Origin of the sequence: Brenneria sp. g21c3 (assembly GCF_040240345.1) — a bacterium.
Classification (GTDB): domain Bacteria; phylum Pseudomonadota; class Gammaproteobacteria; order Enterobacterales; family Enterobacteriaceae; genus Brenneria.
Genome location: NZ_JBEIAB010000001.1, coordinates 235,181 through 248,773, shown reverse-complemented (window position 1 = coordinate 248,773; position 13,593 = coordinate 235,181). Strand labels below are relative to the sequence as shown.

The following is a 13,593-nucleotide window of genomic DNA, read 5'->3' as shown; positions in this document are numbered from 1 at the left end:
GGTTCGTTAAAAATTTTTTTAAAAACTCTCAAAATTATATCATCTTTAGCCAGCGACATTCAGCTCTTGCCGGATCAAAATGAAGAAATTATGTAAATAAAATGTGATTGCTTATCGGTTCAGTCGATTACTCTACGTCTGTGACTAACGGGTTTGCCGGCATCGGCGCGCCATGTTCTGCGAAATCCCAGTTTATCAGTTCATATTGCGGGTAACCTAATAGCTGTTGAAACGACTGAATCAAAACGGGAGCGATATCCTCCAATGTCACGCCGGGGACGTAATCGCTCACCTGCGTCATCTGCATTCCGGCATAGCCGCAGGGGTTGATGCGCTGAAAGGGCGACAGATCCATGGCGATATTCAGCGCCAGACCATGGAATGAGCAGCCTCTGCGAATACGCAGTCCCAATGAACAGATTTTACGTTCGCCGACATAAACGCCTGGCGCATCGGCGCGGGCGTGGGCCGCAATCTGAAAATGGGCCAGCGTGTTCACCACCGTGTCTTCAATGGCGGAGACCAATAGCCGAGCGCCCAATTTGCGCCGTTTTAAATCGACCAGGACGTACATCACCTGCTGACCGGGGCCGTGGTAAGTTACCTGACCGCCGCGATCGCTCTGGATCACCGGGATATCGCCGGGCATCAAGACATGCTCGGCCTTGCCGGCCTGTCCCTGCGTGAATACCGGCGGATGTTGAACCAGCCAGATTTCATCCGGCGTTTTGTCGTCTCGCAGATCGGTGAACGCGTGCATCGCCAGCGAAACGGGCTCGTAAGGTTGTACGCCCAGTTGACGTACGATGATCTTATCCTGTAGCAAACTTGTCACCTTCAGGTTAAGGAAGGATAGAAGAGATTATAGCGGCGGGTGGTAGCTGCGAACAGCGTCAAGTTTGTTTTCCCGCCGTTGATATTCTGCGAGGGTGGGGCCGGGACGCGTTACAGAACCATCCGTACGATTTCAATATTACCCAGCTCTTCATACAAGGTTTCCACCTGTTCTATATGCGTTGCATTAATGGTAATCGAGACGGAATGATAATTCCCCTTGCTGCTGGGTTTTATCTGCGGCGTGTAATCGCCGGGGGCATGACGTTGCACGACTTCGACGACCTGATCAACCAGCTCGGGTTGCGCTAATCCCATCACTTTGTAAGTAAACGGGCAGGGGAATTCGAGCAGTTCGTTTAATTTTGTTTTCATCTGCGCTCCAGTATCACATTGGGCCTGTACAAAGTATAACTCCCGCCGCGAGGGCAGGAGTTAATGATTTATAAAATATGGGGATGATTTATCCCTTTACAAGTGGGATCAACCGAACCAGTGGTGGAACATCAGTTTGATATAGTCGATCATGCGGCTGAAGATACCGCCTTCTTTGATTTCGTTCATTACCACCAATGGACGCTGGTCAATCGTTTTGCCGTCCAGTTGGAAGTTAATGGAGCCGACGACCTGATTCTTGCCCAGCGGCGCATGCAGTTCGGTATTGGTCAGCACATAGCTGGCTTTCAGGTCTTTCATCCGTCCACGGGGAATCGTCAGATAGACGTCTTTTTCCACCCCCAGGGCCACGCGATCGTTGTCGCCGAACCAGACGGGTTCCGAGGCGAACTCTTTGCCCGCTTTCAATGGCGCCACGGTTTCAAAGAAACGGAATCCCCAGGTGAGCAGCTTTTTACTCTCGGCTTCGCGTCCCTTAAAGGTACGTCCGCCCAGAACGGCAGAAATCAATCGCATCTGGCCTTCGGTCGCGGAGGCGACCAGGTTATAACCCGCCGATGAGGTGTGTCCGGTTTTTATGCCGTCCACATTCAGGCTGGTGTCCCACAGCAGGCCGTTACGGTTGGTTTGGCGGATGTTGTTAAAGGTAAATTCTTTTTCTTTATAGGTCGCGTACTCTTCCGGAACGTCGCGGATCAGCGCCTGTCCGATTAAAGCCATATCCCTTGCCGAGCTAAACTGACCGGCGGCATCCAGACCATGCACGGTGCCGAAGTTGGTATTTTGCAGTCCCAGCGCTTTGACATAGCCGTTCATCAAATTAACGAAGGCATCCTGGCTGCCCGCGACGTAGTCGGCCATCGCGACGCAGGCGTCATTGCCGGATTGCAGGATAATGCCGCGGTTAAGCTGGGCGACGGAAACGCGATCGCCGGGCTTCAGGAACATCAGCGACGATCCCTGGAATATCGGATTACCGGTAGCCCAGGCGTCTTTATTGATGGTGACGATATCGTTTGGGGTGATTTTCCCTGACTTTATTGCCTGACCGATGACATAGCTGGTCATCATTTTGGTCAGACTGGCCGGATCGCGGCGGGCATCGGCGTTCATTTCCGCCAATACTTTCCCGGAGTTGTAATCAATCAGGATGTATGATTCTGCATCAATTTGCGGAACGCCGGGGATCATCGTCGTGATATTGACGTCATCGGCGTGGGCAAAGGAGGATGCGCTAACGGCGAGCAGAGCGCCAAACGCAGTACGTTTAATAAAACGAGACGTGTTTACAGTATTCATGATTGGAACAACAACATCCGTGGGTATAAGTTAAAAAACGAGCCACACTATAGCAGATGAGAAATAGGCAGGCACCAGGCATTACGTTACGCGATTTTGCGAAAGAGACGCTGTGTTCAATATCACAACATCCCTTCAGCGTTACTGCTCTCCGGCGGGGGCATCCTCCTCCTCGCTAGAGTGAACCGGGCGCGGCAGTAATAAAGGACTGCTGCTGAGCTTCGACTGACAAACGTTGCTGAAGTTCAGCCGCTTGCTGACGATTTTGGAACGGCCCCAATTGAATGCGATAGAGCCCGCCGCTGGCGGAAACGTTGCCTGTTACGTGAAACCGTTCGCTGAGGCTGCGTAACCAGGTCTGCGCCCGCTGTTGGTCGCTGAGCGCGCCGACCTGAACGACGTAATGTCCGCCGGCCGTTGACGCGGCGGCCGGGGCCGTCGAGGCGGCGCTGACCGGGGTTGCGGCGGTTGACGGCGGCGTCGCTGATGTGGTTTCCAGCACGCCGGCGGGCAGGGCGGAAGGCGCGCCCAGGAATCCGCTGCGGGACGAGGCGCTGCTTTGCGGCATATCGTCATCCGTCGAGGCGCTCAGCGCGCTGTTGCTGATGGGGCGGGCGGTCGCCGCCGGCGAACTGGCGCTTTCCATGACGGGCGTGCCGAGTCCACTCGCGCCGAGGCTGGGACGGTCCGGCAGGGCGAAACTTTGTTTGGCGACGCTGGTGCCGATGGTACCCGGACCGGAGAGGGTGCCGTCCGGCGCGACGTTGATGAAATCAACCTTGACCTTGGTATTGTTGGAAATGTTCAAGCGTTCGCCGGCCGCTTTAGACAGATCGATAATTCTGCCCGGCGTGAAGGGGCCGCGATCGTTCACTCTGACCACCAGACGACGGCCGTTGCTGAGGTTGGTGACGCGCACATAGCTGGGTAACGGCAGCGTGGGATGCGCCGCGGTCAGGGCGTTTGGATCAAACTCTTCGCCGATGGAGGTACGATTACCGCTAGCTTCTTCGCCATACCAGGTCGCCAGACCGGTTTCACTGAAGTTTTGCGGGTTTTTTATAATCTTATAAGTTCTGCCGTTAAGCGTATAGTCCTGCAAGGTTCCCTGATTATAGGGTTCATAACGCGGCTCGGCGCCGCCGATTTCCTCCACCGGGCCATTATAAACATTGCCGGCGGGTGGGGCCGATGGCTGTTCCGTAACGGTACAGGCCGAAAGCGCCAGGCTTAAGACGCCAATCCAAAGCCAATCCTTACGCATCATTGCTCACCTCGGTTTATAAGTTTTTGGATAACATTTTGCGGTGAGTATGTATCGACATAATGATACCAAATCCCGCCATTAGAACGACAAGCGCCGAACCGCCGTAGCTGACCAGCGGCAAAGGCACACCGACAACCGGTAGGATACCACTGACCATCCCGATATTGACGAAAACATAAACGAACAGAATCAGCATCAGTCCGCCGACCATCACCCGCCCGAACGATGTCTGCGCGTTAGCGGCAATCACCAGACCACGCATAATCAAAAACAGATACATGGCCAGCAGAACCAGTACGCCGATGAGCCCCAGTTCTTCCGCCAGCACCGCGAAGATGAAGTCGGTATGGCGTTCCGGCAGGAATTCCAACTGCGATTGCGTGCCGTGCAGCCAACCTTTGCCGGAAAGTCCGCCCGAGCCAATGGCGATCTTCGACTGAATAATATGATAGCCCGCGCCCAGCGGATCGCTTTCCGGATCGAGCAACATCATCACCCTTGCCTGTTGATAGTCATGCATCAGGAAGAACCACAGGATGGGGATAAAGGCGGCCAGCAGCAGAACCGCGATGCCGATTAATCGCCAGCTCATGCCGGCGAGGAAAAGGACGAACAGGCCGGAAGCCGCGATCAGGATGGAGGTACCCAGGTCCGGCTGCGCGGCGACCAGCAGCGTCGGCGTAAAGATAATCACCAGCGCGATGCCGGTATTTTTGAGCGAAGGCGGACACATATCGCGGTTGATAAAACGGGCAACCATCAACGGGACGGCGATCTTGGCGATCTCCGAGGGTTGGAAGCGCACAATGCCCAGATCGAGCCAGCGCTGCGCCCCTTTACTGATCTGGCCAAAAATATCGACCATCATCAGCAAAATAACGCAGATAACATACAGATAAGGCGCCCATCCTTCATAAACGCGCGGAGGAATTTGCGCCATGACGATCATAACGATTAATCCCAGCACGATTTGCACGATTTTTCGCTCCATCATGCCGGCATCCTGACCGCTGGCGCTCCACATGACAAATAGGCTATAGCCCAGCAATGCCAGGATGCAGAGAAGGAAAGGAAGGTCGATATGGATTTTCGTCCAGATCGAGCCTTTTTGTTGGCTATCGGTCATGAATGTCGGTTACTCGCTTTCGCTGCCCGGCGGCGCCGGCGGCGCTGTCGGTAAGTCTGTATTGTTGTCGCCCAGCAAAATATGGTCAAGGATCTGCCGGGTGATGGTGCCGACCGCCGGGCCTGCACCGCCGTTTTCCAGAATGATCGACATCGCCACCTCGGGTTTATTGTAAGGGGCGAACGCCATCATCAGCTTATGGTCACGCAAGTGTTCGGCGATCTTGTGCGCGTTGTAGGTTTCATTTTCTTTCAGGCCGAAAACCTGCGCGGTACCGGATTTCGCCGCGATCTTGTAAGGCGCGCTATCAAAGCTTTTATGCGCCGTGCCGTTGGGGCGGTTGGCAACGCCGTACATCCCGTCTTTGGCAATCTCCCAGAAGCCGGAGTGGATATCGCCGATTTGCATGTGTTCCGGCTGCCGGTAGGGTACCACCATCCCGTTTTCTCGGGTGCTGTAGAGCAGGTGCGGCGTTTTTATCTGTCCGTCATTAATCAGGGTCGTCAGCGCTTTATTCATCTGGATGGGCGTCGCCGTCCAATAGCCCTGCCCGATGCCGACCGGGATGGTATCGCCCTGATACCAGGGCTTTTTGAAGCGCTTGAGTTTCCATTCGCGCGTCGGCATGTTGCCGGCGCTCTCTTCCGAAATATCGATGCCGGTTTTTTCGCCGTAACCAAATTTGTTCATCCATTCGGCTAAACGGTCGATCCCCATGTCATAGGCGACCTGATAGAAAAAGGTATCGGCGGACTCTTCCAGTGATTTGGTAAGATTAAGCCGGCCATGTCCCCACTTTTTCCAGTCGCGGAAGCGTTTTTCCGAACCGGGCAACTGCCACCAGCCGGGGTCGAACAACGTGGTGTTGGTGGTAATCACCCCGGTAGTTAAGGCGGAAACCGCAATATAGGGTTTTACCGTGGACGCCGGCGGATAAACGCCCTGCGTGGCGCGATTGATCAGCGGGCGGTTAGGGTTATTGCGCAACTGGCTGTAGTCTTTGCTGGATATCCCGTCGACAAACAGGTTGGGGTCGTAGCTGGGCGTTGAGACCATCGCCAGGATCCCGCCGTCGCGCGGATCGGTGACGATGACCGCCGCGCGGCTGCCTTCCAGCAGTTTCTCGATATAGATTTGCAGGTTGAGATCGAGCGTCAGATAGATATCTTTCCCTGCCTGCGGCGGCTGTTCGTGGAGCTGGCGGATCACCCGACCGCGGTTGTTGACCTCGACTTCTTCATAGCCGGGTTTGCCGTGCAGCAAATCTTCGTAATGACGTTCAATCCCCAGCTTACCGATATCGTGGGTTGCGGCATAATCGCCGAGCCGCTCTTCTTTATTCAACCGTTCAACATCTTTGTCGTTGATTTTTGAGACATAACCGATGACGTGAGTCAGCGCCGAGCCGTAAGGGTAATAGCGGCGCTGATAGCCTTTTATTTCAACGCCGGGAAAACGATATTGGTTAACGGCAAAGGTGGCCACCTGTACTTCGTCCAGGTTGGTTTTGACGGGAATAGAGGTAAATCGGCGCGATCGCTTACGCTCTTTTTCAAAGTTTTCCAGATCGTCATCGCTCAGATTGATGACCGGCCGCAACGCCTTGAGCGTTTCCTGTAGGTTATCCACTTTTTCCGGCACCAGTTCCAACTGATAGATCGTCCGGTTCAGCGCCAGCGGAATACCGTTGCGGTCGTAAATAATGCCGCGACTGGGGGCGATGGGTACCAGCTTGATGCGGTTTTCGTTGGAGCGAGTGCGATAGTCATCGACGCGTAAAATTTGCAGATGATAAAGATTAGCGATCAATACACCGGAAAGTAGCAAAACGCCCAAAAACGCCACTAAGGCGCGACGCACGAACAGGGCGGACTCAGCCGTATAATCACGAAAGGGTTTGCGTTCTATTTTCATCCAGCGAATTATTTCACGAGTATCGTCATATCGCCTTACTCCCGATGGTAAGGATGATTAGTGGTAATGCTCCAGGCGCGGTACAGACTTTCCGCCACCAGCACGCGCACCAGGGGATGAGGCAAGGTTAAAGGCGAGAGTGACCAACTTTGTTCCGCCGCCGCCTTACATTCCGGCGATAATCCTTCAGGACCGCCGATTAACAGGCTGACGTCCCGACCGTCCTGTTTCCAGCGTTCCAACTGCTGAGCCAATTGCGGGGTTTCCCACCTGGCGCCGGGAATGTCCAGCGTAACGATACGGTTGCCTTTGCCCACTGCCGCCAGCATTTGCTCGCCTTCGCGCTCTAGAATGCGTTTGATATCGGCATTCTTGCCTCGTTTGCCCGCGGGAATTTCCGTCAGCTCGAACGGCATATCTTTGGGAAAACGCCGCAGGTAGTCGGTGAATCCCGTCTGTACCCAGTCAGGCATTTTGGTGCCGACGGCGACCAGTTGCAGTCTCATGCTAGCCCCAGAGCTTTTCCAGTTCGTACAATTCTCGACTTTCTTCCTGCATGACGTGGACCATCACATCGCCGAGATCGACGACGACCCAGTCCGCGACGTTTTCGCCTTCCACGCCAAAGGGAATCAGTCCGGCGGCGCGCGACGCCTGCACCACATGATCGGCAATCGACGCCACGTGGCGGGTGGAGGTGCCGGTACAGATAATCATATAGTCCGTGATACTGGATTTCCCCTGCACATTCAGTGCAACGATATCCTGGCCTTTTAAATCGTCTATCTTGTCAATAACGAAATCTTGGAGTGCTTGACCTTGCAATGGTTCCCCCTCGGTGGCTGTCCATCCGCGCCGGATGGGCGTTTATTGCGCTAATTTGCTCTGGGAATACCGTTTTTCGCGGCTTAATTGCCGAGATTAGCGGTTTTTTCCCGTCATTGAAACCAGCGGCGGAGTATATCACAGCGCCGCCGGCGAATGGTATAAGGCCCGATTGACGCTATCGGTATAGATTATGGGCGTCGATATAACGCAGCACGGCCGGGGGCAGTAAATCGTCGCAGCTGAGATTTTTCCGCCGCCGCTGGCGTATTTCCGTCGCTGAAATAGTCACCAACGGCGTGTCGGCTAAAAAAATCAAACCGTGCGTTTGTCGATGCAGATCCTGAGGATCCTGCGTGAGGTGAGCTTCCAACCATTGCTGTAGGGCGGGGGTCTCCATCGTCGAACGATAGCCGGGACGAGCGCAAACCAGCAGATGGCAGGTAGCGAGAATATCTTGCCAACGGTGCCATTGATGCAGCGTCAGCAACGAATCCTGTCCGATGATGAACGCCAGCGGCCTGGCGTTTCCTAACTCTGCACGCAGCGTTTCCAGCGTATCAATCGAGTAGGACGGCTGCTGGCGCCGCAGTTCGCGATCGTCCACGGTAAACAACGGGTTGCCTTCAACCGCCAGTTCGACCATGCGTCGCCGCTGCCGCGGGTTGGCTTCAGGCTGCGGACGGTGGGGCGGCACATTGTTCGGCAGTAAAACCACCTGATGCAAGCCGATCCTATGCGCCAGCGCGATAACGGGTTGAAGATGCCCGTAATGAATAGGATCGAAGGTTCCGCCGAAAAATGCCGTCAGGGATTCGCTTCCGGTTGGTTTGATTGGCTCATCGCTGGTGGTCGAACTAGTTAACATCCAACAGGCTCTCTGGCAGGTCTTTGCCGCACAATATCATGGAAAGGGTTTCCAGCTCCGGCCAGATTGACTGACCGTAATTCTGTTTCAGGGTAATTTCCAGTTTAGACAGCAGGCCGATCGCCTGTTGCAGTTGCGTCATATTCAAGCGTTGCAGCGCCTGGGTTAACAGATCCCTGCGATTCTGCCAGACCTTATGTTGATCAAAGAGCGCGCGCAGCGGCGTTTTCGCCATCTGGCGTTTCAACGTCAGCAGCAGCAGCAATTCACGTTGTATCGTCCGCAGCAGGATAACGGGTTCGCAATCCTCCTGTCTGAGCTGATGCAAAATATGCCAGGCGCGTTTGCCTTTGCCGGCCAGTAATGCGTCAAGCCAGTGATACGGCGTGAAATGCGCCGAATCGTTAACCGCTTGTTCAACGCGGGGCAGGGTCAGTTTGCCGTCAGGATAAAGCAGCGACAGGCGTTCCAGCGCCTGCGCCAATGCCAGCAAATTGCCTTCATAGCAGTAACAGATAAGCTGGCTGGCGGGTTCGTCCAGATCCAGCTTCATGGATTTGGCCCGTTGCGCGACCCAGCGCGGCAGTTGCGTTTGCTCCGGGGTCAGGCAGTTTACATAAACGCCATTCTTCGATAAGGCTTTGAACCAGGCGCTGTTTTCCTGCGCCTTGGTCAGTTTGCCGCCCCGCAGCATCAGTAAAATATCCTGATGCAGTAAGCCGGACAATTTGACCAGATTTTCAGCCATTGCCGCATTCGGGCCGTTTTCAGGCAGTATCAGCAATAGCGTCTGGCGGGAGGCGAACAGGCTGAGGGACTGGCAGGTGCCAAAGACGGCGTCCCAGTCGGTGTGAACATCCAGCGTAAAGCTGAAATGCTCGCTGAATTCCTGCTGTTGGGCTACCCGTCGGATATTGTCCAGACTTTCCTGGAGCAAAAGCGGGTCATTGCCGCAGATAAGATAACAGGCGCGCAGCCCCTCATGGAGCTGCGCGGCAAGTTGTTCCGGGTAAAGGCGAATCATGACCCAGGGGAAGACAAGGCGGCGGTTTGCGAACTTTGCCGGCGGTTTTTCTCTTCTTCGCCGCCTTTTACCGTCAGGAGGTTACGCACCAGCTGTGCGGCGGCCAGGTCGCGCATTTCCTGACGAATGATATCCTGTTCGGCATCTTTCGCCAGCGCGGCCAATGGGTTGTCGAAGAAGGTGCGGAATACCGTCACATTGAGCGGATAAATATTCTCGCCCGGCAGCAGCACCTGTGCTCTCAGCGTCAATACCATTTGGTATTCGGCGGTTTTCCCGTCCTGGAAAATCGACACGGTATCTTTTGATTCCGTCGCATTCAGGATGCGTAACGAAGGAATATCCTGCCGTGCGGCATCAGCAATAATCTCTACGCCATTGAGGCGCAATTGCTCACGAACGGCTCGCGTCAACGGACCGTAAGGGTCGCTGCTATCCAGCACCAGCTTTTGTAGCTGCTCAGGCACCTGTGTGGCGCCGCGCAGATGGAAACCGCAGCCGGCGGTGATTAACACCGCCAGCCCCAGCAACAACGTGAATAGACGATGTCGCACAGATCCTCCTTGCCTTAACCCACAACCAGGTTAAGCAGTTTGCCAGGGACATAAATCACTTTACGCACAGTGACGCCGTCCAAATACTTCGCGACCAGCGGTTCCTGGGCCGCGCGCTCACGGACTTGATCCTGATTGGCGTCGGCGGCGACGGTAATTTTACCGCGAACCTTGCCGTTAACCTGAATGACCACCAGTTTGGTGTCTTCCACCATCGCCTCTTCATCCGCGACCGGCCACGGCGCCGTATCGATATCGCCTTCGCCCTGCAATGCCTGCCACAGCACAAAGCAAGCGTGCGGCGTGAACGGATAAAGCATACGCACGACGGCCAGCAGCGCTTCCTGGGTCAGGGCGCGATCCTGTTCGCTTTCCTGCGGCGCTTTAGCCAGTTTGTTCATCAGCTCCATAATGGCGGCGATGGCGGTGTTGAAGGTCTGACGACGACCGATATCATCGGTGACTTTGGCGATTGTTTTATGCAGATCGCGACGCAGCGACTTCTGATCTTCGTTTAAGCTTGCAACGTCCAGCGCCTGAACCGGGCCTTTTTCCGTATGATCGAACACCTGCTTCCAGACGCGTTTCAGGAAGCGGTTGGCGCCTTCAACGCCGGACTCTTGCCATTCCAGCGTCATTTCCGCCGGTGAAGCGAACATCATAAACAGACGAACGGTATCCGCGCCGTATTTTTCCACCATCTCCTGCGGGTCGATGCCGTTATTTTTCGACTTCGACATCTTGCTCATGCCGGCATAGACGACTTCCCGGCCATCTTTGTCGACGGCCTTGACGACGCGGCCTTTTTCATCTCGCTCTACGGTAACGGCGGCCGGAGAAACCCAGATACGCTCGCCGTTATTGCCGAGATAATAGAAAGCATCCGCCAGCACCATGCCCTGACATAGCAGACGCTTGGCAGGCTCGTCGGAGGTGACCAGACCGGCGTCGCGCATCAGCTTGTGGAAGAAGCGGAAATACATCAGGTGCATGATGGCGTGTTCGATGCCGCCGACGTACTGATCGACCGGCAGCCAGTAGTTGGCCGCGGCCGGATCCAGCATGCCCTTATCGTACTGCGGGCAGGTGTAGCGCGCATAGTACCATGACGACTCCATAAAGGTGTCGAAAGTATCCGTTTCACGCAGCGCCGGCTGGCCGTTGACGGTGGTTTTCGCCCACTCGGGATTGGCTTTCAGAGGGCTGGTGATGCCGTCCATCACCACATCTTCCGGCAGGATCACCGGCAGTTGATCTTCCGGCGTCGGGATGACGCTGCCATCTTCCAGCGTCACCATTGGAATGGGCGCGCCCCAGTAACGTTGGCGGGAAACGCCCCAGTCGCGCAGGCGATAGTTGACTTTACGTTCGCCAATGCCCAATGAGACCAGTTTGTCGGCAATCGCGTTGAAGGCGGCGTCGAAATCCAGACCGTCGAACTCGCCGGAGTTGAACAGACGACCTTTCTCCGTCATCGCCTGGGCGGACAAATCGGGTTCGCTGCCATCGCTGTTCAGGATAACCGGTTTGATGGTCAGTCCGTATTTCGTGGCGAATTCCCAGTCGCGCTGATCGTGACCCGGCACCGCCATTACCGCCCCGGTGCCGTAATCCATCAGGACGAAGTTGGCGACCCAGATAGCGACTTTTTCGCCGTTTAGCGGATGAATGGCATACAGGCCGGTGGCCATGCCTTTCTTCTCCATGGTGGCCATGTCCGCTTCGGCGACTTTGGTATTGCGGCATTCATCAATAAAATCGGCCAGCGCCGGATTGTCGGCCGCGGCCTGAATCGACAGCGGATGACCCGCGGCAACGGCAACGTAGGTCACGCCCATGAAGGTGTCCGGACGGGTGGTATACACGCTCAGTTTTTCCTGGCTGCCGGCCACGTCAAAGGCGATCTCTACGCCTTCAGAGCGGCCAATCCAGTTGCGCTGCATGGTTTTGACCTGTTCCGGCCAGCTTTCCAGCTTGTCCAGGTCATTGAGCAACTGATCGGCATAATCGGTAATTTTGATAAACCACTGCGGAATTTCTTTGCGTTCGACTTTGGTATCGCAGCGCCAGCAGCAGCCGTCAATCACCTGTTCGTTGGCCAGTACGGTCTGGTCGTTCGGACACCAGTTCACCGCAGAGGTTTTCTTGTAGACCAAGCCTTTCTCATACAGCTTGGTGAAAAACCACTGCTCCCAGCGATAGTAATCGGGTTTGCAGGTGGCGACTTCGCGATCCCAGTCGTAGCCAAAACCCAGCAGTTTGAGCTGGTTTTTCATGTATTCGATATTGGCGTAAGTCCAGGGGGCGGGGGCCGTGTTGTTTTTGACGGCGGCGCCTTCGGCGGGCAGACCGAACGCATCCCAGCCAATGGGCTGTAGCACGTTTTTACCCAGCATGCGTTGATAGCGGGAGATCACGTCGCCGATGGTGTAATTACGGACGTGTCCCATATGTAGACGGCCAGAAGGGTAGGGCAACATGGAAAGGCAGTAATACTTTTCCTTGCCAGGCTCTTCGGTCACTTTGAATGTCTGCTTCTCTTGCCAGTGAAGTTGGACGTGCGCTTCTATCTCTTCTGGGCGGTATTGCTCTTGCATGGCTGCCAGGGGTCCCTATTAAGTCGACGAACTACTACAGTCAGTAGCCTGTTCTGATTCATAACAAATGATCCGCATAGCATAGCTGATAAGCGCCTGAGGCAACAACACCCTGTACCCGGCTGAGGAATATTTCTGATCTGTGATATGAAAACGAATGAAAATCACGCAAATATCGCCGTCTTCCGGGGCGTGAAAATGAAATAGTCTAAAATAAAGGGGCGCAGACAACGCCCGCAGAGCGGCGATAAGGGAATAGGTTTGTCGACGGTCTGAAAATAAAAGGAGCGCGAGAACCGACTGGTTTGGAAAGGGTTCACGTCTGGAAGGAACAAGGTCTCTTAATTGCAACCGGCATCGCCAGGAGGAAGCATGAGTAAAGTCGCCCGCTACTACCGCGAGTTAATGGCTTCAGTCGCCGCCCGGCTGGATCAGGGGGAGCGCGATATCGATGATATCGTGCGGCGCGCCCGGGAAACGTTGCAGCAAGGCTCAGAGCTTACGCAACAAGAGAGCGAACAGGTGATTCAGGCTGTTCAGCGGGATTTGGAGGAGTTTGCGCGCAGCTATGATGAAAGTCGGAATGAATTTACCGACAGCGTTTTTATGCGCGTGATTAAGGAGAGTCTCTGGCAGGAACTGGCGGATATTACCGACAAAACGCAGTTGGAGTGGCACGAACTTTTTAAGGATGTCAGCCATCACGGCGTTTATCACAGCGGCGATGTCGTCGGGTTAGGCAATCTGGTCTGCGAGAAATGCCATTATCACATGGCGTTTTATACGCCGGAGGTTTTGCCGCTTTGCCCTAAATGTTCACACGATCTGTTTCAGCGCCAGCCGTTTCAGCCGTAATCGCTTCAATCGAAGGGATAAAGCCGCGCAACGG

Annotated in this window: 13 protein-coding genes; 1 reads left to right on the top strand and 12 read right to left on the bottom strand. The window is 55.0% G+C overall.

Annotation, left to right across the window (positions count from 1 at the left end; translation table 11 throughout):
• Positions 1-127 precede the first annotated feature (127 nt).
• The 12 genes from lipB to leuS form a co-directional block, all read right to left on the bottom strand.
• Complete coding sequence (gene lipB / locus ABRZ28_RS01170) at positions 128-835, bottom strand: lipoyl(octanoyl) transferase LipB (protein WP_330519301.1); 708 nt, start codon at positions 833-835, stop codon at positions 128-130.
• A 110-nt stretch (positions 836-945) separates the two neighbouring features.
• Complete coding sequence (gene ybeD, locus ABRZ28_RS01165) at positions 946-1,209, bottom strand: DUF493 family protein YbeD (protein ID WP_319603431.1); 264 nt, start codon at positions 1,207-1,209, stop codon at positions 946-948.
• A 108-nt stretch (positions 1,210-1,317) separates the two neighbouring features.
• A complete protein-coding gene (dacA, locus tag ABRZ28_RS01160; RefSeq protein WP_319603430.1) occupies positions 1,318-2,529 on the bottom strand; it encodes a D-alanyl-D-alanine carboxypeptidase DacA in 1,212 nt (403 codons plus the stop codon).
• 175 nt (positions 2,530-2,704) lie between these two features.
• On the bottom strand, positions 2,705-3,793 hold the full coding sequence (rlpA, locus tag ABRZ28_RS01155; RefSeq protein ID WP_330519435.1) for an endolytic peptidoglycan transglycosylase RlpA: 1,089 nt from the start codon (positions 3,791-3,793) through the stop codon (positions 2,705-2,707).
• 16 nt (positions 3,794-3,809) lie between these two features.
• Positions 3,810-4,922, bottom strand: coding sequence for a peptidoglycan glycosyltransferase MrdB (mrdB, locus tag ABRZ28_RS01150; protein WP_319603429.1), 1,113 nt, complete (start codon positions 4,920-4,922; stop codon positions 3,810-3,812).
• 9 nt (positions 4,923-4,931) lie between these two features.
• A complete protein-coding gene (gene mrdA, locus ABRZ28_RS01145; protein ID WP_330519300.1) occupies positions 4,932-6,836 on the bottom strand; it encodes a peptidoglycan DD-transpeptidase MrdA in 1,905 nt (634 codons plus the stop codon).
• A gap of 35 nt (positions 6,837-6,871) precedes the next feature.
• Positions 6,872-7,342, bottom strand: a complete 471-nt coding sequence (gene rlmH, locus ABRZ28_RS01140; protein WP_319603427.1) for a 23S rRNA (pseudouridine(1915)-N(3))-methyltransferase RlmH — start codon at positions 7,340-7,342, stop codon at positions 6,872-6,874.
• A 1-nt stretch (position 7,343) separates the two neighbouring features.
• The gene (gene rsfS / locus ABRZ28_RS01135; protein WP_319603426.1) at positions 7,344-7,661 is read right to left on the bottom strand and encodes a ribosome silencing factor; all 318 of its coding nucleotides are present in this window, start codon (positions 7,659-7,661) and stop codon (positions 7,344-7,346) included.
• Positions 7,662-7,839: 178 nt separating this feature from the next.
• Positions 7,840-8,529 carry a nicotinate-nucleotide adenylyltransferase gene (gene nadD / locus ABRZ28_RS01130; protein ID WP_319603425.1) on the bottom strand — a complete coding sequence of 230 codons (690 nt, stop codon included), beginning with the start codon at positions 8,527-8,529 and terminating at the stop codon, positions 7,840-7,842.
• Positions 8,519-9,553 carry a DNA polymerase III subunit delta gene (gene holA, locus ABRZ28_RS01125; RefSeq protein ID WP_319603424.1) on the bottom strand — a complete coding sequence of 345 codons (1,035 nt, stop codon included), beginning with the start codon at positions 9,551-9,553 and terminating at the stop codon, positions 8,519-8,521. Before holA ends, nadD begins: the two co-directional genes overlap by 11 nt.
• Positions 9,550-10,107 (bottom strand): LPS assembly lipoprotein LptE, encoded by a 558-nt coding sequence (gene lptE / locus ABRZ28_RS01120; RefSeq protein WP_319603423.1) that lies wholly within the window; start codon positions 10,105-10,107, stop codon positions 9,550-9,552. The genes holA and lptE overlap by 4 nt, the downstream gene beginning before the upstream one ends.
• 14 nt (positions 10,108-10,121) lie before the next feature.
• On the bottom strand, positions 10,122-12,704 hold the full coding sequence (gene leuS, locus ABRZ28_RS01115) for a leucine--tRNA ligase (protein ID WP_330519299.1): 2,583 nt from the start codon (positions 12,702-12,704) through the stop codon (positions 10,122-10,124).
• Between the two features lie 372 nt (positions 12,705-13,076).
• Here leuS and ABRZ28_RS01110 point away from each other — a divergent pair, with 372 nt between their 5' ends.
• A complete protein-coding gene (locus tag ABRZ28_RS01110) occupies positions 13,077-13,559 on the top strand; it encodes a zinc ribbon-containing protein (RefSeq protein ID WP_319603421.1) in 483 nt (160 codons plus the stop codon).
• The last annotated feature ends 34 nt before the right edge of the window (positions 13,560-13,593 follow it).

Excerpts from the sequence above, each read along its gene's own strand:
- ybeD (WP_319603431.1), bottom strand. The coding sequence starts at position 1,209 with ATGAAAACAAAATTAAACGAACTGCTCGAATTCCCCTGCCCGTTTACT.
- dacA (WP_319603430.1), bottom strand. The coding sequence starts at position 2,529 with ATGAATACTGTAAACACGTCTCGTTTTATTAAACGTACTGCGTTTGGC.
- rlpA (WP_330519435.1), bottom strand. The coding sequence starts at position 3,793 with ATGCGTAAGGATTGGCTTTGGATTGGCGTCTTAAGCCTGGCGCTTTCG.
- mrdB (WP_319603429.1), bottom strand. The coding sequence starts at position 4,922 with ATGACCGATAGCCAACAAAAAGGCTCGATCTGGACGAAAATCCATATC.
- mrdA (WP_330519300.1), bottom strand. The coding sequence starts at position 6,836 with ATGAAAATAGAACGCAAACCCTTTCGTGATTATACGGCTGAGTCCGCC.
- rlmH (WP_319603427.1), bottom strand. The coding sequence starts at position 7,342 with ATGAGACTGCAACTGGTCGCCGTCGGCACCAAAATGCCTGACTGGGTA.
- nadD (WP_319603425.1), bottom strand. The coding sequence starts at position 8,529 with ATGTTAACTAGTTCGACCACCAGCGATGAGCCAATCAAACCAACCGGA.
- holA (WP_319603424.1), bottom strand. The coding sequence starts at position 9,553 with ATGATTCGCCTTTACCCGGAACAACTTGCCGCGCAGCTCCATGAGGGG.
- leuS (WP_330519299.1), bottom strand. The coding sequence starts at position 12,704 with ATGCAAGAGCAATACCGCCCAGAAGAGATAGAAGCGCACGTCCAACTT.
- ABRZ28_RS01110 (WP_319603421.1), top strand. The coding sequence starts at position 13,077 with ATGAGTAAAGTCGCCCGCTACTACCGCGAGTTAATGGCTTCAGTCGCC.